Annotated in this window: 21 protein-coding genes, 1 tRNA gene and 1 pseudogene; 15 read left to right on the top strand and 8 right to left on the bottom strand. The window is 44.3% G+C overall.

All coding sequences use genetic code 11. The features are described 5' to 3' along the window. Nucleotides 1-4 precede the first annotated feature (4 nt). The gene (locus tag ABFV83_RS10390) at nucleotides 5-1,075 is read left to right on the top strand and encodes a GDSL-type esterase/lipase family protein (RefSeq protein WP_349948779.1); all 1,071 of its coding nucleotides are present in this window, start codon (nucleotides 5-7) and stop codon (nucleotides 1,073-1,075) included. An 857-nt stretch (nucleotides 1,076-1,932) separates the two neighbouring features. Here the strand turns inward: ABFV83_RS10390 and ABFV83_RS10385 are convergent. Continuing rightward, nucleotides 1,933-2,388 (bottom strand): hypothetical protein, encoded by a 456-nt coding sequence (locus ABFV83_RS10385; RefSeq protein WP_349948778.1) that lies wholly within the window; start codon nucleotides 2,386-2,388, stop codon nucleotides 1,933-1,935. A gap of 344 nt (nucleotides 2,389-2,732) precedes the next feature. Here ABFV83_RS10385 and ABFV83_RS10380 point away from each other — a divergent pair, with 344 nt between their 5' ends. From ABFV83_RS10380 to ABFV83_RS10350, 7 genes and pseudogenes are all read left to right on the top strand, one after another. After that, the gene (locus tag ABFV83_RS10380; protein ID WP_349948777.1) at nucleotides 2,733-3,128 is read left to right on the top strand and encodes a hypothetical protein; all 396 of its coding nucleotides are present in this window, start codon (nucleotides 2,733-2,735) and stop codon (nucleotides 3,126-3,128) included. A 95-nt stretch (nucleotides 3,129-3,223) separates the two neighbouring features. Next, nucleotides 3,224-3,355: a hypothetical protein gene (locus tag ABFV83_RS10375; protein ID WP_349948776.1), complete on the top strand. Its 132-nt coding sequence runs from the start codon at nucleotides 3,224-3,226 to the stop codon at nucleotides 3,353-3,355. A 703-nt stretch (nucleotides 3,356-4,058) separates the two neighbouring features. Beyond that, a complete protein-coding gene (locus ABFV83_RS10370) occupies nucleotides 4,059-4,202 on the top strand; it encodes a hypothetical protein (protein ID WP_349948775.1) in 144 nt (47 codons plus the stop codon). A gap of 76 nt (nucleotides 4,203-4,278) precedes the next feature. Then, complete coding sequence (locus ABFV83_RS10365) at nucleotides 4,279-4,560, top strand: PAAR-like protein (RefSeq protein WP_349948774.1); 282 nt, start codon at nucleotides 4,279-4,281, stop codon at nucleotides 4,558-4,560. A gap of 74 nt (nucleotides 4,561-4,634) precedes the next feature. Further along, on the top strand, nucleotides 4,635-5,051 hold the full coding sequence (locus ABFV83_RS10360; protein WP_349948773.1) for a hypothetical protein: 417 nt from the start codon (nucleotides 4,635-4,637) through the stop codon (nucleotides 5,049-5,051). Between the two features lie 187 nt (nucleotides 5,052-5,238). Next, a pseudogene (locus ABFV83_RS10355) lies at nucleotides 5,239-5,561 on the top strand (transposase); the annotation flags it as partial. Beyond that, a complete protein-coding gene (locus ABFV83_RS10350; protein WP_349948908.1) occupies nucleotides 5,538-5,723 on the top strand; it encodes an IS3 family transposase in 186 nt (61 codons plus the stop codon). The pseudogene ABFV83_RS10355 and the gene ABFV83_RS10350, both read left to right, overlap by 24 nt. A gap of 235 nt (nucleotides 5,724-5,958) precedes the next feature. Here the strand turns inward: ABFV83_RS10350 and ABFV83_RS10345 are convergent. Then, nucleotides 5,959-6,029 (bottom strand) — tRNA-Trp (locus ABFV83_RS10345). A gap of 437 nt (nucleotides 6,030-6,466) precedes the next feature. Between ABFV83_RS10345 and ABFV83_RS10340 the strand changes: the two genes are divergently transcribed. Both ABFV83_RS10340 and ABFV83_RS10335 read left to right on the top strand, forming a co-directional pair. Further along, nucleotides 6,467-6,709 carry an HPr family phosphocarrier protein gene (locus ABFV83_RS10340; protein ID WP_349948772.1) on the top strand — a complete coding sequence of 81 codons (243 nt, stop codon included), beginning with the start codon at nucleotides 6,467-6,469 and terminating at the stop codon, nucleotides 6,707-6,709. A 202-nt stretch (nucleotides 6,710-6,911) separates the two neighbouring features. Beyond that, the gene (locus ABFV83_RS10335) at nucleotides 6,912-9,278 is read left to right on the top strand and encodes an ATP-dependent DNA helicase (RefSeq protein WP_349948771.1); all 2,367 of its coding nucleotides are present in this window, start codon (nucleotides 6,912-6,914) and stop codon (nucleotides 9,276-9,278) included. Between the two features lie 47 nt (nucleotides 9,279-9,325). Here ABFV83_RS10335 and ABFV83_RS10330 read toward each other — a convergent pair whose 3' ends face one another. Then, complete coding sequence (locus ABFV83_RS10330; RefSeq protein ID WP_349948770.1) at nucleotides 9,326-10,201, bottom strand: LysR family transcriptional regulator; 876 nt, start codon at nucleotides 10,199-10,201, stop codon at nucleotides 9,326-9,328. 141 nt (nucleotides 10,202-10,342) lie between these two features. On the opposite strand from ABFV83_RS10330, the gene ABFV83_RS10325 reads away from it, so the two are divergent. Then, a complete protein-coding gene (locus ABFV83_RS10325) occupies nucleotides 10,343-10,951 on the top strand; it encodes a sigma-70 domain-containing protein (RefSeq protein WP_349948769.1) in 609 nt (202 codons plus the stop codon). Between the two features lie 18 nt (nucleotides 10,952-10,969). Further along, nucleotides 10,970-11,581, top strand: coding sequence for a histidine phosphatase family protein (locus tag ABFV83_RS10320; RefSeq protein ID WP_349948768.1), 612 nt, complete (start codon nucleotides 10,970-10,972; stop codon nucleotides 11,579-11,581). A gap of 53 nt (nucleotides 11,582-11,634) precedes the next feature. On the opposite strand, the gene ABFV83_RS10315 is transcribed toward ABFV83_RS10320, so the two are convergent. Then, nucleotides 11,635-11,952, bottom strand: a complete 318-nt coding sequence (locus ABFV83_RS10315; RefSeq protein ID WP_349948767.1) for a hypothetical protein — start codon at nucleotides 11,950-11,952, stop codon at nucleotides 11,635-11,637. 340 nt (nucleotides 11,953-12,292) lie between these two features. Between ABFV83_RS10315 and ABFV83_RS10310 the strand changes: the two genes are divergently transcribed. Further along, complete coding sequence (locus ABFV83_RS10310) at nucleotides 12,293-16,042, top strand: phosphoribosylformylglycinamidine synthase (protein WP_349948766.1); 3,750 nt, start codon at nucleotides 12,293-12,295, stop codon at nucleotides 16,040-16,042. A 163-nt stretch (nucleotides 16,043-16,205) separates the two neighbouring features. On the opposite strand, the gene ABFV83_RS10305 is transcribed toward ABFV83_RS10310, so the two are convergent. After that, nucleotides 16,206-17,000, bottom strand: a complete 795-nt coding sequence (locus tag ABFV83_RS10305; RefSeq protein ID WP_349948765.1) for a MerR family transcriptional regulator — start codon at nucleotides 16,998-17,000, stop codon at nucleotides 16,206-16,208. A gap of 324 nt (nucleotides 17,001-17,324) precedes the next feature. Here ABFV83_RS10305 and ABFV83_RS10300 point away from each other — a divergent pair, with 324 nt between their 5' ends. Further along, a complete protein-coding gene (locus ABFV83_RS10300; RefSeq protein WP_349948764.1) occupies nucleotides 17,325-18,614 on the top strand; it encodes an FAD-dependent oxidoreductase in 1,290 nt (429 codons plus the stop codon). A gap of 54 nt (nucleotides 18,615-18,668) precedes the next feature. Here the strand turns inward: ABFV83_RS10300 and asnB are convergent, their stop codons facing one another. After that, complete coding sequence (gene asnB / locus ABFV83_RS10295; RefSeq protein ID WP_349948763.1) at nucleotides 18,669-20,519, bottom strand: asparagine synthase (glutamine-hydrolyzing); 1,851 nt, start codon at nucleotides 20,517-20,519, stop codon at nucleotides 18,669-18,671. Between the two features lie 27 nt (nucleotides 20,520-20,546). Next, nucleotides 20,547-21,917 (bottom strand): citrate transporter, encoded by a 1,371-nt coding sequence (locus ABFV83_RS10290; RefSeq protein WP_349948762.1) that lies wholly within the window; start codon nucleotides 21,915-21,917, stop codon nucleotides 20,547-20,549. Between the two features lie 131 nt (nucleotides 21,918-22,048). On the opposite strand from ABFV83_RS10290, the gene ABFV83_RS10285 reads away from it, so the two are divergent. Beyond that, a complete protein-coding gene (locus tag ABFV83_RS10285) occupies nucleotides 22,049-23,899 on the top strand; it encodes an AAA family ATPase (protein ID WP_349948761.1) in 1,851 nt (616 codons plus the stop codon). A gap of 8 nt (nucleotides 23,900-23,907) precedes the next feature. On the opposite strand, the gene ABFV83_RS10280 is transcribed toward ABFV83_RS10285, so the two are convergent. After that, nucleotides 23,908-24,528: a sugar O-acetyltransferase gene (locus ABFV83_RS10280; protein WP_349948760.1), complete on the bottom strand. Its 621-nt coding sequence runs from the start codon at nucleotides 24,526-24,528 to the stop codon at nucleotides 23,908-23,910. Nucleotides 24,529-24,665 lie beyond the last annotated feature (137 nt).

Raw genomic sequence — 24,665 nt, 5'->3', positions numbered from 1 at the left:
AACGATGAGAAAATACTGGTTTACCTTTCTTTTGACCGTTAGTCTGGTATTGACTGCCGTTTTGCATGTATCAGCTGGAAGCATAGATCAGTTAACCTCCCTGGGGCTGAACATGGCAGGGGGCAAATGGCTGCATGAGGACAGTATAGACGAAACTGATAGAGTGGACGAAACTGATAGAGTGGACGAAACTGATAGAGTGGACGAAACTGACAGTATAGACGAAACTGACAGTATGAACAAAACTGACAGTATGAACGAGACTGACAGTATAGATGCAACTGATAGTATAGATGAAACTGACAGTTCAGACAAAACTGCTGATGAGAGTGCAACAAATAGTGCAAGCGAAGCAAGTGGTGCAGATGCAACGGACAGTTCGAACGGGACAAATGATATGAATGCAGTAGACGCTTCAGACGGAGAAAAAGCTCGTCTGGACGTAAATGCAGGGCAAACAACAGATTTTGTGTCGTCTCCTGCGTTCCTGCAGCCAGGAGAAAGGCCAAAGCCACCGGAAAATTTTGAAGGCGTACTGTTTGTTGGAGATTCCAGAACCATGGGACTTTCCGAATATGGAGACTTGGGGAGTGCCTCAGTATTTGCCAACTCCGGCATGAGCGTTTTCAATGTATTAACTGCCCGTATTTCATCAGGAGGTGAGAAACTGACTCTGGATGAGGTTCTTTCAAGGGATCATTACCAGATGATTTACCTGATGCTGGGCATCAACGAACTGGGTTATGATATGTCCCAGACTATAAAACAATATAAAGTGGTTTTAGATAAAATCAAAAAAATGCAGCCAGAAGCAATAATAGTCCTGGAAGCAAATCTTCATATTACCAGTGAAAAATCAAAAAAAAGTCCTGTTTACAGCAACAATAAAATTAATAGTTTGAATCAGGAAATACAGAAGATAGCAGAAGAAAACAGCTGCTATTATATTGATGTTAATGAAATATTTGACGATGAAGGAGGCAGCCTGAATCACGCATACACGACAGACGGTTCCCATGTACTGGGAAAATATTATGCCCAGTGGGTAAAATGGCTGAAGGAAGAATCGGTTTAATTGCATTGAGAATTTTATGGTATGGCCTATTAAGAGATGTGTACATCAACACCTGTCGAAATATAGTCGATGGGTGTTTTTTTAGTAAAATTTGGTGTATGGTGATAGTAAATATTAAAGTGGGGCTGGAAACCGATATGATGATATTTTCAAGTTCTCCGGCAGTAATAATTTTTTAATTGTAAGCGTCAAAATATGTCGGTGTATATTTTTTGATTTTTAATTGTGAGATAATGTCTCTAATTCTAAAAGCCTTAAGGAACTTAAGTACCTTAAGGGATTGGAGATTTATCTATGGATCGCTTAACCGTAGCAACTGATTCCCAGAAACTCAGCCTTTGGATTAAACGGGTTCAGGAATGCAGGGCAAGCAATCAGACACTTTCTGATTGCTTGCCCGTATATGCTTTTTTTGTTAGAGTGGTACATTTAGCAATACTAAGTAGAAATGATAAATGTAAGGGAATAGTTAGATTTTCTTCAAGTGTACACATTGGAGGATTGGATGCGCCTGAGGGGTGTAGGTGCCAGGTTTATGTGAATACACAACATCTGACAATTACTTGTGGCGGGAGTGAATTTATTAAAATTAGATAGAATTAAAAATGCAGAGTGCCAGCGTGTTATATGTTGGGAACCGCATGTAACAACTATAAATGAAAAAATGGTCGCTGAAACCAGCAGAGAAGCAACATGTTTTGCAATTATATCTTCTGAACAATGACTTTTGGATTAACAAATTCTGATAACGAGTGGAAATTACTTGATCTGCCCCTGGCTCTTATACCCCTGCAGGCCTTATAGTAGAAGGCTCTGCTGGGGACGGTCAAAATTGACCCTTTCTTAAATATTCAGATTTAACGGACACCCAATTTTGTGCCTCGCCTGATGGTGCCATCACTGTTCCATTCTGTGTACACGTATGGGCCACCGTCAGTAGTTCCATTTTCAGTAAAGTTATGTGTGACACCATTGTAGGTGTAGGAACCAGTTACCATTTTCAGGGAATTGGTGTCAAAGTAGTAGACATTACCATTGATTTTCATAATACCCCCCTGAAGCTCACCGGTGTCAGCTGTGTAATACCAAGTGTTATCTCTTTGAATCCAACCGGTACGCATAAGCTGGTCGTCTCCGAAAAAGAACCAATGACTTTTGTAGTTGACCCAGTTATTCGTACAGTAATCACCAGATCCCCACTGGTACTTCATCCCCTGGGGAGTGCTCACAAATCCCGCAGCAAATGATGACATAGCACCTCCTATGGCTAAAACCATAGATAATACTATAACCATTAAATACTTTTTTTTCATAGATTTTGACCTCCTTATAATTTCATTGGTTATTTTAAATTTGGCTAGAGTATATACCTGGGAGCAAGTTGGAGTCAATGAAATTTAGGCTTTCGTAAGGATGAGTAAAGTATTTGTAAATATTTGGCAGTGGAAATCTTAAAATCGTAAGAAATCTGTAAATCCTTATGGTTCTCACATTTTTCCGTGGTTTTTTTGTATTACGGATCATTATGGCGTGATTCTGATATCATGGGAATGGATGGAAATGCTTTGGATTTTATTATAATATGGGAATATGTTGGCGATGAATACCTAAAAATGCCTGCGATGGATTATTTAGATGTGGTGAAAGTAAAGTAAAAATGAAAACACATAAAAAAATATTGGTTGGGCTGCTTGCTTTTTTATTTGTATGTGTAGTTGGTATTTTTCTTGATTATAAGAAATCAATGAAGGAATCTCCAATTTTGCAAGGGAGTTACACATGTGATAAACTTCCCTTCACATCTATGGAATTTGATTTGGATAATAATTATACATTTTATTACTATAATTATAATGAAACGGATAAAGGGACTTATTCCAAAGGATCCGGTAATGAACATTTTATCAATAGTTCTAAATTTCATAATACTAAGATAGTATATAATGGAAAAAAGCGGACATTCACAGTTATGATGGGTGGAGAAACCTACTTGTTTAAACAGATTAGCAAGTTACCAACTATTAAAGGTGAACCGGAAAAGAAAGAAGAATAAAAAGAGAAGAATATTGTAATTAGTTAAAAGGCCTTGGAATAATCCAGTGCCTTTTATAGTGCGTATAAATCAAATAAATAATGGGAGGAGTCAATATGTCAGTTTCAGAGGAAAGAAGCAGTTTAGAGAAAGTCCAATCTGAAACCCCAATTAATCGTGCTGAAATTATTAACATGCCACGTTTCAAAGCCGATGGAACGACAGATCTACGTTATGGATCTAAGTAAAAGTCTGGTACAGGAGAATCAACAAAAATGAATTGCTTATATGGGCGTGATGATATCATTGTAATATACAAGCTATTCCAAGACAGAATTGAAAATGCTGCCTCCTTATCTAAGGAAATGATTACGGGATGAAATCTTACAATGTTTATTTGTGCTATGAATATTGGACTACGAGGCGGCGATTTTTGTTCTCTAATGTGGTCTGATATTTCGATAAGAATTGGAGATATAAATCAACGGCTGATTATGTGCCCGAAAAACGATAAGGAGAGATGGTGATGGGGTTATCGTCAAGGCTAAACACATTGAACTATCGTGGAACAATAATTTTGAAATGCAGCAGTAGAATCCAGAAGCCAGTTGTGTGTCTGTGTTTCGATCTGCGATATCAGGCCTATTTATATCGTAAACGGTATACTGGCTTATCTTTGGATGAAAAGGATTCTGCTGTTCATTCTCATTTTTGGCCCCAAATATAAGCTTTTTATCGTCTGAATTGCGTCTTGGAACTGCATACCATACGTCAACCAGCGTTCAAAAGTGTGAGGGAAAACAAGCTTCCTGAAGAATGTAATATTAAAGAAGACGACACATAAGTCGATTCAATGGTTCGTGCCTCGCTCGGCTAAATAGGAGTACTCCAAAGATTGTGTAGACCTTCAAATTGATGTAAGATAGAATTAATCAGTTTGGAGGTATTATTATGGAGAGAAGAAAGGATATACCACAAAAGGCTGTTATGGGTGAATTTATGAATTCTTATTTGAAAAGCGGTAATAAAATTAAAGATGGGACTGATGTCCGTTATTCTGGAAGGTTTTGCCAAAACTTACATCTTAAACGTTGATTATTACATGAACATGACATAGGCAATTTATTATATTATAATAAGACTATCTTAAAACAGATAGGTAGAATATAACATGGCAGATTTAAAAGACACTTATGTTGTTCATGGAGCGTGGACTACGTGTACCTGTGGTATGAGAAAAAGCAGAGTTGTATTGGAAAAAAGCCACGGGGTTTTTCTAAAGGATAGGGCACTGATGACGATTAACGACTGTAAACCTGAAAATATCATTTGCTTTGGCGGCTGTTACAGTATGGAAAATCCGGATACTGCAGCAGAGGCTCAAAAAGTACAAATGGCTGTAGAAAAAGATTGTCCGAATACTTTTACAGATACCGTAAGGAGGCAGCAATAAGCCCTTATTCGTACATTGTAAATTCTAATGGCGGTATTGCTAATGGTACTGAATGGCCTGTAGGCTACACAATAATGTATGCAAATAATCATGTTTTAAGTATTAAATTTGAAGGGTATATTTACGCACAAGGAAGTGCTCACGGTACCAACTGGGTATATTCAATAAATATCAATTTAGCTACTGGTAAAAAAATAACTATAGATGAACTATTTGATGATTCATTTAAAGATAAACTAAATCATCACTATTTTAATGGCATTGATGTGGATACAAAAAATTCTGATGAAACTACGATTAATGAAATATTTGATCGTTTTAAGAATAACTTTACAATGAGTGATGATAACTTTTATTTTACTGATGATAGCTTTATAGTAATTTTACCCATTGATGGTTATTATCAATTCGCCGCAAGCTATGAAGACTTAAAAAGTTCTATGAAAGAAAATAATTCAATTTGGCGTTATATTTTAGATGGCAACTTCTAATGATGTAAATGATGAAAAAATTAGGTATTTTATATCTATTGATATCAATTTCAATTTTATTATGTAGTTGTGCAAAGAGTCCATTCCCTAATGTCAAGCTATTTCTTTACCTGGGTAGGCTGCAATTAACTGGACAGATTTTTTGAGGGCATATACAATAAAACCAGATAGAGAAAAGGAGATTGCTATGCCTCAGAAAAAACAGTCAAGACCAAGACGTACTTACACAACGGAATTTAAACAACAGATCGTCGATTTATATCGCAGCGGAAAACGTAAATGTGATATCCTCCGTGAGTACGACATTGCCAGTTCTTTACTTGATAAATGGATTGCACGAGCCGATAACTCCGGTTCCTTTAAAGAAAAGGATAATCGTTCGCCAGAACAGGAAGAACTACTCAAACTGCGAAAAGAAAACCAACGTTTACTCATGGAGAACGATATTTTAAAGCAAGCGGCGCTGATCATGGGACGAAAGTAAATGTGATAAAAGCGAATGCTCACAAATGCCTGGCTGGTCTACAATGCCAACTGACTGATTATGTAAACTGGTTCAATCATCATCGAATTCATTCCTCACTTGGCTACTTAACACCTGCTGAGTATCGGATGAATACCCTTAAAAATGTTGTCTACAAAAGTGTTGACAATCCAAACAATATTAAGTAACACTCTAAGATGGGCTTGTAAGAAAGCAGATATTTCTAACTGATGAAATAAGGACTTTGTTGGGACATACTGATGCTCAAACAACTTTAGGATATATTTATAATCCACTTCCAAAAGAAGAAACCTTGGCAATGATACAGAATGCTTTTTAAAAGTGACTTCGGGCACAGTTGGGCACAAGAATAAAAAAAACTCTGAAACCCTTATAAATAAAGGAATCAGAGTAACATAAAAGCAGGGGAAGAGGGGCTCGAACCCCCATTTACGGTTTTGGAGACCGTTGCTCTACCATTGAACTATTCCCCTATGAGTAGGCATTATATCTTTGCCTGAGCACCTAGAGAGTATAGCATAGAAGTTTTTAAATTGCAACAGTTTTTAGAAAAAAATAAAAAATTTATTCTGCTGTTATTGAATCCCTGTTTGTGGTAAAATAGTATGGAAAAGGAAGTCCATGGACAGAAGTCATATTTTATGGGCTTGGTTTGGCATTTTATATGAAAATCAAATGTTAAAACTGTGAAATTGAATTAGAATGAAAAGTAACATTGATAATGATTCCCAAAATAAAACTTGTCTCATCAAAAATATGCTTATCTACAAAGCTTTCCCTCTGAAATAATTACAGGATGTGCACAAAAAAGGGCCATATAATCGTTTATGAAACATAATTTGACAAATCATGTCAAACATGATATATATAATTTATAACTTTTTCTTCATTATAAAAAGGAGTTGTGATTATGAAACAGTTAAAGATTATGGTGCCAACTGTTGATGAGGCAAAGAAGTTTGTTGCTGCTGCTGCTAAATGTGATTTCGACATAGACGTGTATTACAATAGAGTAACCATTGACGCAAAGTCTATATTAGGAGTATTGAGTTTAGATTTGACACAGGTTTTGACCGTTGAGTTTAACGGGGAAGATGCAGAGTTTGAGGCATTTCTGGCAGCGAAGGCTCCAGGTAAATGTTCAGCAGCATAAACAGACGCAAAGGAAAAAGGGAATTGTATGCCGCACGGCCTGCAGTTCCCTTTTTTAATTCAGAGGTAAATGCCCCGCCATGGTTGCACACTCTTTGTTTTTAGGAGATAACTCCTTTCAGAGATACTTTTATGCCCAAAAACCAGGGCAGGAAAGAGAAAAGGGAAAGAACGGGAAGGAAAAGGAAGGAGGGAACGCCGGAGTGGAGGAGGCAGAGAAAAAAATCCTGAAAATATCTGTCAGGAATCTGGTTGAGCTTGTACTGCGCTCCGGCGATCTGGATAACCGGCGGACCGGAGGAGCTGAGAAAACTGCCATGCAGGAAGGGAGCCGGATACACAGGAAGATCCAGCGCCGCATGGGAGCGGATTACCGGGCGGAAGTGGTGTTAAAGCATGAGGTGGAAGTGGATCAGTTTCAAATTCTGGTGGAGGGGCGGGCCGATGGCATCATTGAGAAGCCGGAAGGGGTGACCATTGATGAAATCAAAGGCATGTATATGGATTTATCCTATTTGTCAGAGCCGATTGAAGTGCATTTAGCCCAGGCCATGTGCTATGGGTATTTTTACTGTTTTGACCAACAGCTGAATGGGGCTGTCATGCAGATGACCTACTGCAACATTGAAACAGAGGAAATACGGCGTTTTCAGGTGGAAAAATCCTTTGAAGAGCTGGAGAACTGGTTTCAGGGTCTGATTCATGAGTACATTAAATGGGCAAGATATTTATACAACCATGGAATAAGAAGAGATGAGTCCATAAAAGAGCTTTCCTTTCCCTATCCTTACCGAAAAGGGCAGCGGGAGCTTGTGGTGGCTGTATACCGGAGCATTGCCAGAAGAAGGAACCTTTTTATCCAGGCTCCTACGGGAATCGGAAAGACCCTTTCCACTGTTTATCCGGCTATAAAAGCCATTGGGGAAGGACTTGGAGACAAATTGTTTTATCTGACGGCAAAGACCATAACCAGAGGCGTGGCGGAAGAAGCCTTTGACATCTTGCGGGACCATGGTCTGTATCTGAACTCAGTGACCATAACGGCAAAGGAAAAGCTGTGCTTCCTTGAAAAACCGGAATGCAACCCAGATGCCTGTCCCTATGCCAAAGGGCATTTTGACCGGGTGGGAGATGCGGTCTACGATATCATACACAAGGAGACCGGGATCACCAGGGAAACGGTGCTCCGCTATGCAGAGGAATACCAGGTGTGTCCATTTGAATTCTGTCTGGATATCAGCAACTGGGTGGATTCCATTATCTGTGATTATAATTATGTATTTGATCCAAACATCCGCCTGAAACGGTATTTTTCCGAAGGCATTTCCGGAGAATATCTGTTTTTGACAGACGAGGCCCATAACCTTGTTCCAAGAGCCAGGGAAATGTACAGCGCAACGATCTATAAGGAGGACTTTCTTCTTATTAAAAAGATTTTGAAGCCTATGAGCCCGAAACTTGTCAGGATGCTGGAGCGGTGCAACAAAGAACTTCTGGAAATGAAACGGGAATGCGAGGATTTTCAGATACTGGATGACATCCGGTTTTTTATGAACGGTATCATGACCCTTTTCGGGGAAATGGAAAAGTTTATGGAAGCCGGTGAGGAATCCCCGGACCGGGACCTGATTCTGGATTTCTATTTTAAACTGCGGGATCTGCTGAATATCTATGACCGCCTGGATGAGAATTACCGGATTTATACGGAGCTTTTGTCAGACGGACGTTTTATGCTTAGGCTTTTCTGTGTAAATCCTGCAAAAAACTTAAAAGAGTGCCTGGACAAGGGGAACAGCACTGTGTTCTTTTCTGCCACACTGCTTCCGGTCCGGTATTATAAGGAGCTGCTAAGCGGTGACCAGGAAGAATATGCGGTGTATGCCCAGTCTCCTTTTGATCAGGAGAAGCGCCTTCTCATGGTCGCTTCTGATGTCAGCAGCCGCTATACCAGAAGAAACCGCCGCGAATACCAGAAGATAGTGGATTATATGCGTAAGATCGTGTCAGCCCATAAAGGGAACTACATGGTGTTTCTGCCGTCTTACCAGTATTTAAAGTCAGTAGAGGCGATACTTGAGGAAACGGAAGAAGTAAAACAGGAGTTTACTTATATGTCCCAGGCATCCCACATGAGCGAACAGGAGAGGGAGGAGTTCCTTAAGGAATTTTCAGAGGAGCGGAAGGATTCCTTTGTGGCCCTTTGCGTTATGGGAGGCGTATTTTCAGAAGGCATTGATTTAAAGGAGGGACGTCTGATCGGAGCCATTATCGTTGGCACCGGCCTTCCTATGGTCTGTACGGAGCAGGAGATTTTAAAAGGGTATTTCGATTCCAGGGAGCAGAACGGGTTTGATTATGCCTACCAGTATCCGGGGATGAACAAGGTCATGCAGGCAGCAGGAAGGGTGATCCGCACGGTCCGGGATGAGGGAGTCATCGCATTGCTTGATGAGCGTTTTTTAAAACCCGACTACCAGGCTCTGTTTCCAAGAGAATGGGACGGGTATTATGAAGTGCAGTTGAAAAATGTGGACGAAGTGGTCCGGAACTTTTGGACCGGACGAAAGTAAAAGCCGCCGCCCAAAAGGGGGCGGCAGTGAAAAGTCTTTCATACTGGTTAAAGCATGTCCATGAATTGTTTGGAAGCCTGGGAAACGGGTATGTTTTCATTATAAGCCACGACCATCTGGCGAGTGGGAAGCTTTTCTGAAAGCTTTACCTGGAATAAGTCCCTGTCATTTTCAGGAATGCAGTAATCAGGGACAAATGCGATTCCTAACCCAATGCGGGCCAGGTCGATTAAAAGGTCGTTGCTGCTCAGCTCAATTTCAGGAACCAGATCAAGCTGTTCCTTTTGGAACATGTGATGAAGGAATTCGCTGGTGGTACTTTTTCTTTCCAGCATCAGTATGGGATAGGTCTGGAGAGTCCCAAGGCTTACGGTCTGTCCTTTCAAAGGAAAATATTCCTGGTTGGCCACGAATACATCGGAAAATTCATTGATGACCCGGATGTTCTGGGAGCTTGAAAGTCCTGAGTTGGGGTAATTTGTAATGATAAAATCTACCTGGCCGCTTTCCAGAAGATGAGCGCATTCAATGGAAGTCTGGTTGGTGACCTTAATGTGTACATTAGGGTAAGTTTTATGAAATTTATTTAAATATGGAACCAGGTAGTAGCGGCAGATGGTGTCGCTGGCGCCGATCCGTAACTGGCCGCCGTTTAAGGTATTGGCCTCCAGCAGCTGGTTTTCTCCCTTTTGGATCAGATTAATAGCCGGTTCTATGTGCTTTAGGAGGATGTCCCCTTCCGGGGTAAGCTGGACCTTTTTCGTGCTCCGGACAAAAAGGGTCTGGTTCAGCTTCTTCTCCAGCACCTTGATGGACTGGCTGACTGCCGACTGGGAGATGAAAAGCTGTTTGGATGCCTCCGAGAAGCTTAAGGTGGCGGCAACGTGGTAAAAGACTTTATAAAGTTCATAATTAATATCCATTATTAGTCCTCCTTATAAACATATGGATATTCTATCATGGATCTGATTGGTTTGTAAAGGCGTTTGACAAATTTCCTGGGGTGCAGTATAGTACGGGCAAAAGAGCCAGGATATGAAAAAGAGAAGGAGCAAAATAAGAGTATGCATGATGATTTTTACCAGATGTATCTGGAAGAGATGGAACATATCCCTCCCTGTACCAGGGAAGAGCAGGAAAGGCTTTTAAAGGAAGCCGCAGAGGGTAAGAAGGAAGCAAAAAAAAGGCTTGTGGAAGGAAATTTACGGGCTGCCCTGGAGCATGCAAGGGAATATGACGGCAGAGGCGTGCTTCTGACGGATCTGGTCCAGGAAGCCAATATGGCTCTCATGATGGCTGTGGAAGAGTATATCCAGGCAGAAGACAGACCGGAGTTTGTGAGCTTTGCAAGTCAGAGAATAAAGATAGCCCTTGATGCAGCGGTGGAGGATCAGCAGTTTGCAAAGCAGACAGGAGAAGAACTGGCTGCCCGTGTGAATGTGCTCCAGCAGATTTCCCAGCTTCTTGCTAAGGAACTGGGACGGGAGGCTACGGTAGAAGAACTGGCAGACAAGATGAAGATGACTGTGGAAGAAATAAAGGGAATCATGAAAATTGCAATGGATGCCATGAGCATGAATGCCGAAACCATGGACTTAGAAGCCCTGGCAGGAGTGGAGGGCATTGAAATCACTAAGGATGAAGAGGCTGAAGATTACGATTACGAAGAATAAGAGACTGGGAGAGATGAAATGAAGATATATCTGATACGCCATGGACAAACGGACTGGAATATTCAGGGGAAGATCCAGGGAAGCCATGATATTCCCCTTAATGAAACGGGCCGCAGGCAGGCAGAACTGCTGGCAAAAGGTATGGATTCCCGCCCGGTTTCCAGGATTTTTTCCAGCACCTTGACCCGTGCCATGGAAACAGCCGAAAGGATCAGCAGCAGACAAAAGGTGGAAATCTGCTTTATGCCCCAGCTTATTGAGGTAGAATTTGGCAAATGGGAAGGCATGACATGGGAGGAGATCATGGAAGCGTATCCGGAGGAATACAGACTGTGGGCCTTAAGTCCTGACGAGGCAGCCCCTCCAGGCGGGGAAAACAGGGACCAGGTCATAAGCCGCTGCGTCCAGGCAGTCAGGGAGATACTAAGAATCACCGGCGGCAGAGAGGATGCTGCCATCGTATCCCACGGCGCAACCATCGCTTATCTGGTTTCTTATATGATGCGCAATCATCCGGAGGTAGAAAGCATTATTGTGGAAAATGCAAGCATTACAACGGTCAATTACAGTCCGCTGACGGAAGATTTCATGCTTCTGGAAATGAATGATACATCCCATATGGAAGAATAAAGAAAAAGAAGCAAGGAAGCCAAACGGCTGCCTTGCTTCTATTGAACCGACACTTAATCAAACAGTGTTTCTATAAGGATTTTCACCATGGAAGAGGTGGTACGGATATACAGCGTATCCCTCCCGGCGCAGCGCAGCGCAGTCTGCATAAGTACTTCCTTTGAAGCGGAATCGTCGAAAATACTGACCATATTGGCGCAGGATTCCACAATGGAGTTAATCTGCCCGGCCTTTTCAATAAACTTTTCAATGTGTTCCTCTTGAAGCTGCAGGCATACTTCCAGATAGGGACTTTGTTCCTCTTTCTTTAAGCGGGCGTTTTCAAATGAGTATTTTTGGGATAAGTCCTTTAATTGCTGATGAAGATCCATAAAATGTAGCACTCCTTTATAAAAAAATCTTTTATTACTATAGTGCAAATTTTTTCAATTTTCAAGTATTTTAATAAAAAATAACGAATTTTGTCGAAATGCGTCGAAAACCATAGGAACCAGATGAAACATAAGGCAGGCTGGTGATTTCCTTCTGCCGCCTACATCAATAATATTAACTGTACTGATTAATAACATAAGATATATTAATTTTTCTAATCTATGTATCCTGTGGTATGATTAATACACGAGAATAACAGGGAAGTTCCTGTTCGGATAAACAAAACACCTTGCGGGTATCCCAGTATGCCCAAAAAGCATGGGCAAGAAGGAGGAAATCATGAGTGTAAGAAGAGTGTATGTTGAGAAAAAAGCGGCCTATGCCGTAAAGGCGAATGAATTAAGAGAGGAAATCGCAGGCTATCTTGGCATCAATACAGTAACCGGTGTGAGAGTGCTGATCCGCTATGATATGGAGGCGCTGTCCGATGAAGTCTATGGGCTGGCTCTTACCGCTGTTTTCTCAGAGCCTCCCGTGGATGAGATTTATGAAGAGGCTTTCCCGAAAAAGGAAGGGGATGTGGTTTTTACCGTAGAATATCTGCCGGGCCAGTTTGACCAGCGGGCTGATTCCGCGGAGCAGTGCGTGAAGCTGCTAAAAGAGGACGAAGAGCCTGTGATCAGATCCGCAACCACTTACGTGATCTCCGGCACTCTTACAGAAACTCAGATTGCCGACATCAAATCCTACTGCATAAACCCGGTGGATTCCAGGGAAGCAGATGAAAGAAAGCCGGAGACTCTTGCCGCAATATTTGAGACTCCTGAAGATGTGATTGTTTTTAATGGTTTTACAGGTCTTGCAGAATATGATTTAAAGGAATTGTATGAGTCCTTAAATCTGGCAATGACATTTAAGGATTTTCTCCATATCCGGAATTATTTTAAAGATGAAGAGCAGAGAGACCCGTCCATGACAGAGATAAGGGTTCTTGATACTTATTGGTCTGATCACTGCCGCCATACCACATTCCAGACGGAATTAAAGGATGTGACATTTTTAGATGGGGATTACCGCAAGCCCATTGAGGAAACCTACAGGCAGTACCTGGCAGACAGGGAAGTGGTCTTAAAGGGAAAGAGCGGCAAGTTTGTATGCCTTATGGATCTTGCTCTCCTGGCGATGAAAAAGCTTCGCATGGAGGGAAAGGTGGAGGATTTGGAGGTATCCGATGAGATCAACGCCTGCAGCATTGTGGTTCCCGTCCTGATTGACGGTGTCAAAGAGGAATGGCTGGTGAATTTCAAAAATGAAACTCACAATCACCCTACGGAAATCGAACCCTTTGGCGGTGCGGCCACCTGCCTTGGAGGAGCGATCCGTGACCCGCTTTCCGGCCGTACCTACGTATATCAGGCCATGCGGGTAACCGGAGCGGCTGACCCAAGAAGACCTTTAAGCGAAACATTAAAGGGAAAGCTTCCCCAGAGAAAGATCGTGACAGGTGCTGCAGACGGCTACAGCTCCTACGGAAACCAGATCGGTCTGGCAACCGGATATGTAAAGGAGATTTACCATCCGGATTATGTTGCAAAGAGAATGGAAATAGGGGCTGTCATAGGTGCCGCCCCAAGAAAGAATGTCATCCGGGAGACCTCGGATCCAGGAGATATGGTCATTCTCCTTGGAGGCCGTACCGGACGGGATGGCTGCGGCGGAGCTACCGGCTCCTCCAAGATCCATACGGAAGCTTCCATTGAGACCTGCGGAGCAGAGGTCCAGAAGGGGAATGCGCCCACGGAACGAAAGATACAGCGTCTGTTCCGAAGAGAAGAAGTGAGCAGGCTCATCAAGAAATGCAATGACTTTGGCGCAGGAGGTGTGTCAGTTGCCATAGGAGAACTGGCGGACGGCCTGCGGATCGACCTGGATAAGGTGCCGAAGAAGTACGCAGGACTGGACGGCACGGAAATTGCCATTTCTGAGTCCCAGGAACGCATGGCGGTTGTGGTTGATCCCGGGGATGCAGACCGGTTCCTGGCCTATGCGGCAGAAGAAAACTTAGAAGCAGTGGCAGTGGCAGTGGTAACAGAAGAACCAAGGCTTGTGATGAGCTGGAGAGGAAAGACCATTGTGGACATCAGCCGCACCTTTCTGGATACCAACGGGGCCCATCAGGAGGCTTCGGTTGTTGTGGAAATTCCTGACAGAGAAAAAAGTGCCTTTATGAGACAGGAGATCCCTGATATCAGGGAAGCCTGGATGAAGCTGCTATCTGACTTAAACGTATGCTCTCAGAAAGGGCTTGTGGAAATGTTTGACAGTTCCATAGGGGCAGGAAGTGTGCTCATGCCCTATGGAGGAAAGTACCAGATGACAGAGACTCAGACCATGGTGGCAAAGCTTCCGGTGGTTCATGGAAGGACCGATGCCGTAACCATGATGAGCTACGGCTTTGATCCTTATCTGTCAAGCTGGAGCCCGTACCACGGCGCAGTTTATGCAGTATTGTCCTCTGTTGCTAAAATTGTGGCATCAGGCGGTGATTACAGAAAGATCCGTTTTACCTTCCAGGAGTATTTCCGCAGGATGACAGAGGATCCGGCACGTTGGAGCCAGCCTTTTTCCGCCCTTCTTGGGGCTTACAGCGCCCAGATCGGATTCGGACTTCCTTCTATCGGAGGAAAGGACAGCATGTCAGGCACCTTTCATGACATTGATGTGCCGCCGACCCTTGTTTCCTTTGCCGTGGATGTTGCAGAAGGCCGGCATATCATTACGCCGGAATTAAAAAAGGCGGGAAGTAAGATCGTGGTATTCCGGATTGAGAAGGATTCCTATGATCTTCCGGTATACGGTCAGATCATGAAGGGGTATGAAGCTTTGTTTGAGGATATCTGCGCAGGCCGGATCATATCCGCTTATGCGGCAGAGGGCCATGGGATCTGCGAGGCAGTCAGCAAAATGGCTTTTGGAAACCGGATGGGCATAAGAATCGGGCACAATGTAGATCCAGGAGATTTCTTTAAGGCCGGCTGGGGAGATGTGGTATGTGAAGTTCCGGAAGGAAAGCTTGGGGAACTGGCTGTTTCCTATACCGTCATCGGTGAAGTCACGGATAGGGGTGTGTTTGAATACGGCAGCACAGCCATTGCCATAGATGAGGCACTTAAAGTGTGGTCAAAGCCCCTGGAAGATGTGTTCCCTGTGGAATCAGGGATAGAAAAGGCTCTTGTTTCGGAGCGGCTTTATGATACAAAGGATATTTACATCTGCAGAAACAAGGTAGCAAAACCCAATGTATTCATACCGGTGTTCCCTGGTACAAACTGTGAATATGACAGCGAAAGGGCTTTTGAAAGGGCAGGGGCCAATGTGGTGACAAAGGTCTTTCGGAATTTAACGGCCCAGGATATCAGGGAATCTGTGGAAGTATACCGCAGGGAAATATCCAAAGCCCAGATCGTCATGTTTCCCGGAGGATTTTCAGCCGGCGACGAACCGGATGGCTCTGCCAAGTTCTTTGCCAATCTATTCAGGAACCAGGTGATCAAGGAGGAAATCGGGAAGCTGTTAAATGAAAGAGATGGCCTGATGCTTGGAATCTGCAATGGTTTCCAGGCCCTGATTAAGCTGGGGCTTGTGCCCGAAGGAATGATCACAGAGCAGCGGGAGGATTCCCCCACACTGGCGATGAATACCATTGGCCGCCATATTTCCAAGATGGTTTATACGAAGGTGGTGACCAATAAGTCGCCATGGCTTTCAGGCGCAGAGCTGGGAGGTATTTACTGCAATCCGGCTTCTCACGGGGAAGGACGGTTTGTCGCAGGAGGGGATTGGATAAAGGGGCTGTTTGACAGCGGTCAGGTTGCTACCCAGTATGTGGATGACAAGGGCTGCCCTACGATGGATGAATGCTGGAACCCCAACGGCTCCTACATGGCAATTGAGGGAATTACAAGCCCTGACGGGCGGATCCTGGGCAAGATGGCCCATTCTGAGCGCCGCGGTGAGTCGGTGGCCATGAATATTTATGGGGAACAGGATATGAAGATTTTTGAATCCGGTGTGAAATATTTCCAGTGAGCAGAGTTTGATCATCGCAAATTATCCTAGTTAAGAAAGCATAGAAATGTTTCTGCGGTTCTGGTTCCATATATTTACAGTACGGCGTTTAAGCCTGTGCCGAAGCAGATAGACGGAAAAGCGGATAAAGGCAGGGCATGAATGACAGGGAATAAGGCTTTTTCTATGGCTGGAGAGGCAGATACACTTCTATGTAATTGATGGGTGTATCTGCTTTGTTTTCCTGGTCTTCCTTTGCGGTAACCTTGAAGGCGCAGCTTAGTAAATGGCCGCTGTAGGCAATTCCTGTAGGAGAATATCCATGTTGCCTTGCCCAGTCTGCTGCGTCTAATACGGCTTGTGTTTCTAATACAGGGCTGTCTGAGGCAACTACGGTGTAGACACAGCGTTCCTGCTTTAGTATGGGGTAGCCGTTTAATGCCTGTTTCATTTTCATGATGGAGGCAGTATGTTCTGCGATCATGAAAAATTCGTTTATCTGGTTCGCATGATTTTCATTTAGCTGGTATTCCTGGCAGATATAACATAAATCGGAGATGCCTGCCTGATTGATGAAACGGTTGTCCGGCATCTGGTAATGGGGGAGCATGGGTCTTAAGTCATAACGGTTTAAGTATTTTTCTACGTTCTGGTAGTGTTTATGTAAATGGGTCAGATGGATGAGGGATTGACAGTGCTTTTCCACCTGCTGTTTTTCTTCGGCGATTTTTTCCTGAATCATGGAACAGTAGGAAGGAAAGGAGCTTTTATACAGGATACGGCCGATATCCTCGATGCTGAAGTTAAGCCTTCTGTAAAACATGATGCTTGAGAGCTTTTTGATATCTTCATAGGTATAGGTTCGGTAGCCGTTTTTTTGCTTTTCCGGTTGTATGATTCCCTTTTTTTCATAAAAGCGCAGGGTATCACGGCTTAAGCCTAAACGATCGGAAACTTCTCCAATGCTGTATTTTTTCATTATGATTCCTCTTTTCAGTCCGCAGTGTAGCCAGTGAATCCGCAGGATTCACTGGCTCACGGGCATTCGCCCTATGAAACAGGCCAGGAGAAGATTTTCTTATGTGCGAGCACAACGAAAAATCTTTTCCTGGCCTGTTTCGCACTGCTCATTGCTTTCGTGAATATTTTACCACAAAATCATTGCTATTCGGCTTTACGGTTTTCTTTCTATGCTTACGAATTATTAACGAAAAGAAGCTTGAAATCGTAAAAAACTATGTTATGATAGTATCAGAAAGAAAGCTTGTTCTTACTTAAGAGACTTGAGAAGGGGGTATTTTACATGGGAAAAGGCAAGAAGAAAATGGTTAAATGCCTGGTGTGCGGCGCTGTATTTGAGGAGGGAAGTGAGGTCTGTCCGGTATGCGGAGTGGGACCGGAAAATTTTGTCCCTTATGAGGAGGAAGTAAGGAATTTCCATAAAGACACGGAGGAATTATACCTCATACTTGGTAATGGCGCGGCCGGTGTCAGTGCGGCAGAGGCGATTCGGGAAAGAAATTCTACCTGTTCTATTGTTATGGTGACGAAAGAGGACTGTCTGCCTTATTCAAGGCCCATGCTGACAAAATCCGTCATGGGAAAGGATGAAAGGGAGGAACTCCTTCTTCATGACCCGGCATGGTACGAAGAAAAACGTATCTTAAACCTTACGGGAAAACAGGCGGAGAAGATCAATACCAGGGAAAAGGAAGTCACTTTTGACGATGGGATCCGGCTAAAATATGACAAATGCATCTATGCATTGGGATCGGAATGCTTCATTCCTCCAATACCTGGAAATGAAAAAAATGAGGTAGTCGCCATACGTCGGCTTTCCGACATTGAGAAGCTTAATTCCCTCCTTTCGGAATCAAAGCGGGCCGTGGTCATTGGCGGCGGAGTGCTGGGACTGGAGGCGGCCTGGGAACTGAAAAGGGCAGGCCTTTTTGTGACGGTATTGGAGCATGGCGACCAGCTTATGAAGCGTCAGCTCGATCAGGAGGCCGGTGAGTTCTTAAAGTCCATTATTCTGGAAAAGGGCATTGATGTGAAATTCCAGGCAGCCACCCAGGAAATAGAAGGCAAAGACAAGGTGACCGGTGTCCGCTTAGAGGATGGTACGGTACTGCCGGCAGATCTTGTGGTCATATCCGCAGGAGTCCGGGCCAATGTATCCCTGGCAGAAGCTGCCGGGGCCGAGACCGGCCGGGCGGTAATCGTTAATGAGCATATGGAAACCACGGTACCCGGCATTTATGCGTGCGGAGACTGTGCGGAATATGAAGGGATCAATTATGCCATCTGGCCACAGGCTGTGGAGATGGGAAAGGCAGCAGGAGCCAATGCCGCCGGAGAGAGAGTTTCCTATAAAACTGTGACAGCGGCACTCACATTTAATGGCATGGATACGTCCCTGTTTGCGGTGGGTGACTCAGGAAAGGATCCTGGAAAAACCTATGAGGTACGCCGGGAAGAGGATAGAGAGAAGAAGATTTACAAGGTGTATTATTATGAGGAAGGCAAGCTGACAGGCGCAATACTCATTGGCGATACGTCGGATATGGGAAGAATCCTGGAAGAAATTGAATAAAAGGTCAATAAAGAGGTGCAAAGGTCTTTGGAAGGACGTTTGCACCTCTTTGTTTTATTCCACTGATATATGGTATTTTTCCAGCCAGTAGTTGATCTGAAGGATATAGGCAAGCATCTGTGGACCAGCCATAAGCTGACCGTACCAGGGCTTTCCGTAATCCGAAGGACTGGTCAGGAGTCTTTCCAGCTTCTTCCCATCAATAAACTCCATGACAGGAGCGGGACCGCCGGCTATCATTTCTTCTACCCGTTTGATCAAAAGAGCCTCATAATTGGTATCATAGGTTTTGGGATACGGAGATTTCCTGCGGAACAGGATCTCATCAGGCAGAAGCCCCCTTCCGGCCTGGCGAAGGAGATTCTTAACGATCCCATCCCTTGTTTTCATATCCCATGGGACATTCCAAACGTATTCGATGATCCGGTGGTCTGCAAAGGGAACCCTGGCCTCAAGGCCGGAATACATGCTGGCACGGTCCATCCGGTTTAATAAGGTCTGCATAAACCAGCGGAGATTCAGATAGGAAATCTCTCTTCTTCTGGCTTCTGTTGGATTATCATCGGAAAGAACAGGCGTTTCTGCCACAGATTTTTCATAGGCTTCCATAACATACTCATCCATTTTAAGATAATCCAGGAATTCATCCTTTAGGACGGCCTTGCGGGGCCCTAAATCCATGGTCCAGGGGAAGGCCTGGGCTTTAAAGCATTCTTCCTTATGAAACCAGGGATATCCTCCGAATATTTCATCTGCACACTCCCCGGTCAGAGCAACCTTATTAAACTTTTTGACCATGGAGCAGAAATGGAGCAGGGAGGAGTCAATGTCCCCCATAGCCGGCAGGTCATGGGCAAGAACAGAGTCATAAAGCCGGTCCGCCTGGGTCACGTTGTCGCATTCCAGATAATGGTGGTCAGAGTCTAAGAATTTTACCATCTGGTCCACAAAGGGGCGGTCCTGTGAGGGCTGGAAGGGGCTGGCTTTAAAGAATTTATCATTGTTGACAAAATCAAAGGAAAAGGTAGTGAGCTGTTTGCCCTGTTTTTTTAACTCTGCGGCACAGACTGCCGAGACCAGGCTGGAATCCACCCCTCCTGACAAAAAGGTGCAGATGGGAACGTCGGAAACCATCTGCCGGCGGATGGAATCCTGAACCAGGAATGAGGTCTTCTCAATGGTTTCCTCATAGCTGTCCTCGTGGGGCCTGCTTTCCAGCTTCCAGTAGGATTTCAAATGGAAGCCGTCCCTGGAGCAGAAAAGCATGTGGCCCGGGAGTATTTCATTGATTCCCTTAAAGACTCCGCAGCCGTAGGTGTGGGCCGGTCCCAGGGAGAAAACCTCGTTTAAGCCCTTCCGGTCTAAAACAGGACGGATGCCGGGATATGCAAAAATTCCTTTCAGTTCCGAAGCAAAGATGATTTCTCCATCCCTTACGGTGTAATAAAGAGGCTTTATGCCGGAACGGTCCCGGCAGAGGCATAACCGTTCCCGGAATGGGTCCATGATGGCAATGGCAAAAATGCCGTTTAACCGTTTAACAAAATCAGGCCCGTATTCCATATATCCGGTTAAAATCACTTCTGTGTCAGAGGTGGTGGAAAAGGAATGGCCCCGCTCCTTTAGGTCCTGTCGAAGCTCCTTTGTATTGTAAATTTCTCCATTGTACACAATTCCAAAGGTTTTGCCTGCCTCAGTTTTTGTTATGGGCTGGCGGCCGGTGGTCAAGTCGATAATGGATAAACGGGCGTGAGACATGCCTCCCTGTTTAAAAAGCCATATTCCTGAATCATCAGGCCCCCGGTGCTTCTGGGTTTCTGACATTTGTTCCAGAATGCTCTCATAATAGGCTTTATCTTTCTGGTAATCATAAAAAGGATTGTAAAAACCAGCAATTCCGCACATGGAAATCCCTCCTTAAAGCTGGATCATCTATAAAAGGAAACAGGCAGCAATAAAAGTAGCAAGAAAACCGATCATGACCGGAGGAAGATTTTTTCTGGCAAGTTCCAGAGGATTTACGTTGCAGATGGCTGCAACAGGTATGAGCCCCCAGGGGACGATGGTACCGCCGCCGACGAAAATTGCGGCAATCTGTCCAAGGGAAGCCAGAATAGGGACCGAAGCCCCTACTGCCGTACCAAAGGTGCGGGCCAGGGAACCGGTAAGGGGAAGCCCGGAAAAACCTGAGCCGTCCAGACCCGTTAATCCTCCGATCAACAGCTGGAAAAAGGCGGCCATATATTTATTGAGAGGAATGTTGTGAGCCAGCCAGATGGCCCAGTCATTCATAATTCCTCTTTGGAACTGATCTCCCATGATGGAAGAAATCCCTTCTCCTCCTAAAAAGAAAAAGGCCCCGATGATGATGACGGGAGCAAAAATCCGTATGGCAAAGAGAAAGCCTTCAGTAACATAAGATGTCACCTTTTCCAGAGAATGTTTGCCAAAGCCTAAAACTGCCCCAATGCACATGATCAGGACGGCTGTTCCTGAAACCATACTGGTGGCGTCTCCCCCTTTTAAGTCAAAAGCCACCATAAGAAGGATGTCGGCCAGGAAAAGAAGAGGGGTCAGGATCGCCATTACAACCGCGGCAATCCCGGTATCGTGGTGTTCTTCCGCATTCTGGATATGGACTTCCTGACAGCAGGCTGCGATTCCGTTCCTGTTTAACAGATATGCGGAAACCACTGTAACAATACCCATTACCAAAAACAAAGGCCGCCCCTTGGTCAGGATGTCAGAGGCTGAGATGGAAGCCGCACCTGCGGAAATGGCCGGAGCGCCCTGGATGACAAAATCATAACTTAAAGCAATTCCATGGCCGAATAAGTTCATGGCCATGGCAGCTGCCAGAGGATCCAGACCGGCCCTGACTGCAAAGGGCAGCATGATCGCGCCTACCAAAGCCACGGATGGGGAAGGCCAGAGAAAGAGGGAAAATAACAGCATGGTGCCACCCAGAATCCACCAGGTAAGGGAAGGGGATTTCATGACCTTTGACATGGGAATCATCATAAGATAGTCGCTTCCCAACTCTTTTAAGCATTTGGACAGGGCTGTAATAAGGGCAATGGTGGCGATGATTTCCATAAACTCCCTGGAAGCATACAAGATGGCGTTGAATACGGTCATGATGCCTCCGGTCAGAGACTTGAGGCCCGCAATGCCAAGGAGGAAGAGAAAAAGGACACAGACCAGGGGCGTATCCTTCCGGAGAATCATGACAGTCAGGATTACAATGACGCCAATGAGATAAATATAGTGCAGAGGTGTGAGCACCAGATAAGGATCAAACATAGGAACCACTCCTGTGAAAAGAATATATTCTATACTATGATAAAAGAGAAAGGACAGTGTGATTTTTTTTCTGGCAGAACTTGAAATTTTCCTGTCCGCCTTTTATACTGAAGTTTATAAAGGAGAGGCCTATGCAGATAACATCCGTACATATTAAAAATTTTAAATCCATACAGGATATGGAAATTCAGAATGTGGAAAATGCCCTGATACTGGTGGGGAAGAACAATACGGGAAAAACAGGTGTCTTAGATGCCATACGGGCAGCTGCAGGCGCCTATGAGGTTACGGAAGAGGATTTTAACGAAAAGAAGCAGAATATAGAGATCACCATGACCCTGGCCATTACACCGGAGGATCTGGCTTCCTTTCACAGGGGAGGGGTGGTGAGCCAGTATAAGCGGTTTGATGCATGGCTCCATGATTTTGAAACAAAGCTACCTTCGTACAAGGAGGGAAGTCTGACCTTTACTTATCAGATCAACTGGAATGGGGTGGTCAGGTTTAAGGATGGATACCGGAAGAATAACCGTTATATCAGGGATATCTTCCCCAGGCTCTATTACATTGACTCAGAACGGGATTTAAACCAGTTTCAGAATGATCTGCTGCTTTTTCAGGAGGATGACCAGCTGTCAAAGCTAAGGACCCATGTGTGCATGTTTGACGGCGCCAGGGAATGTAACCAGTGCTTTAAATGCATCGGACTGATCAACCAAAAGAAGCCGGAGGAGCTGCAGATTTATGAGACGGTAAAGCTGCTGGAATATAAGATGTATCAGTTAAACTTAAATAGTTTTGCCGAAAAGGTCAATGACAATTACAGAAAAAACGGCGGCTATGAGGAAATCCGTTTTTCCTTAAACTGCAATCCCTGTGAATTGTTTAAAGTAACAGCTGAGACCTATCATGTGGAAAGGGGAAAGCTAAGCCCCATAAATAACTTGAGCAATGGCATGAAAAGCCTTTATATGCTGTCTCTTTTGGAGACCTACACAGAGGATGAAAAGCGGATTCCCAGCATTGTCATTGTGGAAGACCCTGAGATTTTCCTTCACCCACAGCTTCAGAAAATATCCAGTGAGATCCTTTACCGGTTATCGAAGAAGAATCAAGTGATTTTCACCACTCATTCTCCTGGAATGCTGTTTAATTTCACCAGACGCCAGATCAGGCAGGTGGTGCTTGACCGGGACGGCTATTCCTTTGTCAGGGTCAGAACCGATATTGATGCAATTCTCGATGATCTGGGTTATGGAGCCAACGATCTTTTGGGGGTCAGCTTTGTGTTCATTGTGGAGGGCAAACAGGATAAAAGCCGCCTGCCCCTGCTGTTGGAAAAGTATTATTCGGAAATTTATGATAAGGAGGGGAATTTATCAAGAATCTCCATTATTACCACCAATAGCTGTACCAATATAAAGACGTATGCCAATTTAAAGTACATGAACCAGGTGTATTTAAGGGATCAGTTCCTGATGATCCGGGATGGGGACGGAAAGAACCCTGAGGAACTGGCAGGCCAGCTTTGCCGGTATTATGATGACCGCAGTCTGGAGGAGGTCGACAAGCTTCCAAAGGTGACCAGAAGAAATGTACTTATACTAAAGTACTATTCCTTTGAAAATTATTTCCTCAATCCAAAAATCATGGCAAAGCTTGGAGTGGTGGAAAATGAAGATGCATTCTACCGGACACTGTTTGGCAAATGGAAGGAATACCTTTACCGGTTAAAGAGCGGGAAGCAGTTTGTGGAGATGGTTGGGAAGGATATGGAATCTCCCGAAGATTTAAAGGCTCATATGGAGGAATTTAAGATTTATATGCGGGGACATAACCTGTATGATATTTTTTACGGGCCATATAAAAAGCAGGAAGGGGAGCTGCTGAAACAATACATTGATCTGGCTCCCCGGGAAGATTTTAGCGATATTTTAGATGCCATTGATCAGTTCGTTTACTTTGAAAGCAGGAAGGCATAGGTGTGAGCTTATATTTCCGGATCAATTATTTCTGGATCAATTTCCCAGTCCCTGAAATAGTATTTCATATCCCGCTCGCCGATTTCCCTTATGACTCTGCATGGGCTTCCATAGGCGACTACGTTGGCAGGGATATCTCTGGTCACAACGCTTCCGGCTCCGATTACGCTGTTTTCACCGATCCGGACGCCTGGGAGGATGATGGTCCCGGCTCCGACCCATACGTTGTCTTCAATGGTAATGGGCACGTTAAACTGAATCTGCCTTTTACGGATATCGGGGCGGATGGGATGAGCGGCCGTGTCCACCACCACGTTAGGGCCGAACATGACGTGATTTCCTATGTAGATATCGGCGTCATCCACCAGAGTTAAATTAAAGTTTACATATACGTCATTGCCCATATGAATGTGACATCCCCAGTTGGCGTGGAGCGGGGGTTCGATGTAGCAGTTTTTTCCGATCTCAGCAAAAAGATTTTTTAAGATTTTCTGCCGCTTTTCGCCTTCGGACGGGCGGGTCTGGTTGAAGTCATATAGGATTTCCAGACAGCTGGTCTGCTCTGCGATCAGGGCATCATCAACACAGTCATAAAGCTTTCCGCTTCTCATTTTTTCTTTTAAATCCATGTAAACCTCCTTGGTAACGGGGGGCTGTCGGGCAGACAGCCTCTTTTTTCTTCAATTATACCTTGTCTATGTTTAAATGTCTATGTGATCAAATGATTTGCGGCAGGCAACGGTATATATGGCTGTTGGGTTAATTG

Origin of the sequence: Lacrimispora sp. BS-2 (genome assembly GCF_040207125.1) — a bacterium.
In the GTDB taxonomy this organism is placed as follows: Bacteria; Bacillota; Clostridia; order Lachnospirales; family Lachnospiraceae; genus Lacrimispora.
This window is presented reverse-complemented; position numbering and strand designations above follow the sequence as displayed.

Bases quoted from the DNA above. Each gene is read 5' to 3' on its own strand.
- ABFV83_RS10300 (WP_349948764.1), top strand. From the start codon at position 17,325: ATGGGAAAAGGCAAGAAGAAAATGGTTAAATGCCTGGTGTGCGGCGCT.
- ABFV83_RS10290 (WP_349948762.1), bottom strand. From the start codon at position 21,917: ATGTTTGATCCTTATCTGGTGCTCACACCTCTGCACTATATTTATCTC.
- ABFV83_RS10390 (WP_349948779.1), top strand. From the start codon at position 5: ATGAGAAAATACTGGTTTACCTTTCTTTTGACCGTTAGTCTGGTATTG.
- asnB (WP_349948763.1), bottom strand. From the start codon at position 20,519: ATGTGCGGAATTGCTGGTTTTTACAATCCTTTTTATGATTACCAGAAA.
- ABFV83_RS10340 (WP_349948772.1), top strand. From the start codon at position 6,467: ATGAAACAGTTAAAGATTATGGTGCCAACTGTTGATGAGGCAAAGAAG.
- ABFV83_RS10280 (WP_349948760.1), bottom strand. From the start codon at position 24,528: ATGGATTTAAAAGAAAAAATGAGAAGCGGAAAGCTTTATGACTGTGTT.
- ABFV83_RS10375 (WP_349948776.1), top strand. From the start codon at position 3,224: ATGTCAGTTTCAGAGGAAAGAAGCAGTTTAGAGAAAGTCCAATCTGAA.
- ABFV83_RS10380 (WP_349948777.1), top strand. From the start codon at position 2,733: ATGAAAACACATAAAAAAATATTGGTTGGGCTGCTTGCTTTTTTATTT.
- ABFV83_RS10320 (WP_349948768.1), top strand. From the start codon at position 10,970: ATGAAGATATATCTGATACGCCATGGACAAACGGACTGGAATATTCAG.
- ABFV83_RS10385 (WP_349948778.1), bottom strand. From the start codon at position 2,388: ATGAAAAAAAAGTATTTAATGGTTATAGTATTATCTATGGTTTTAGCC.
- ABFV83_RS10370 (WP_349948775.1), top strand. From the start codon at position 4,059: ATGGAGAGAAGAAAGGATATACCACAAAAGGCTGTTATGGGTGAATTT.
- ABFV83_RS10325 (WP_349948769.1), top strand. From the start codon at position 10,343: ATGCATGATGATTTTTACCAGATGTATCTGGAAGAGATGGAACATATC.
- ABFV83_RS10305 (WP_349948765.1), bottom strand. From the start codon at position 17,000: ATGAAAAAATACAGCATTGGAGAAGTTTCCGATCGTTTAGGCTTAAGC.
- ABFV83_RS10360 (WP_349948773.1), top strand. From the start codon at position 4,635: ATGTATGCAAATAATCATGTTTTAAGTATTAAATTTGAAGGGTATATT.
- ABFV83_RS10315 (WP_349948767.1), bottom strand. From the start codon at position 11,952: ATGGATCTTCATCAGCAATTAAAGGACTTATCCCAAAAATACTCATTT.
- ABFV83_RS10330 (WP_349948770.1), bottom strand. From the start codon at position 10,201: ATGGATATTAATTATGAACTTTATAAAGTCTTTTACCACGTTGCCGCC.
- ABFV83_RS10365 (WP_349948774.1), top strand. From the start codon at position 4,279: ATGGCAGATTTAAAAGACACTTATGTTGTTCATGGAGCGTGGACTACG.
- ABFV83_RS10285 (WP_349948761.1), top strand. From the start codon at position 22,049: ATGCAGATAACATCCGTACATATTAAAAATTTTAAATCCATACAGGAT.
- ABFV83_RS10310 (WP_349948766.1), top strand. From the start codon at position 12,293: ATGAGTGTAAGAAGAGTGTATGTTGAGAAAAAAGCGGCCTATGCCGTA.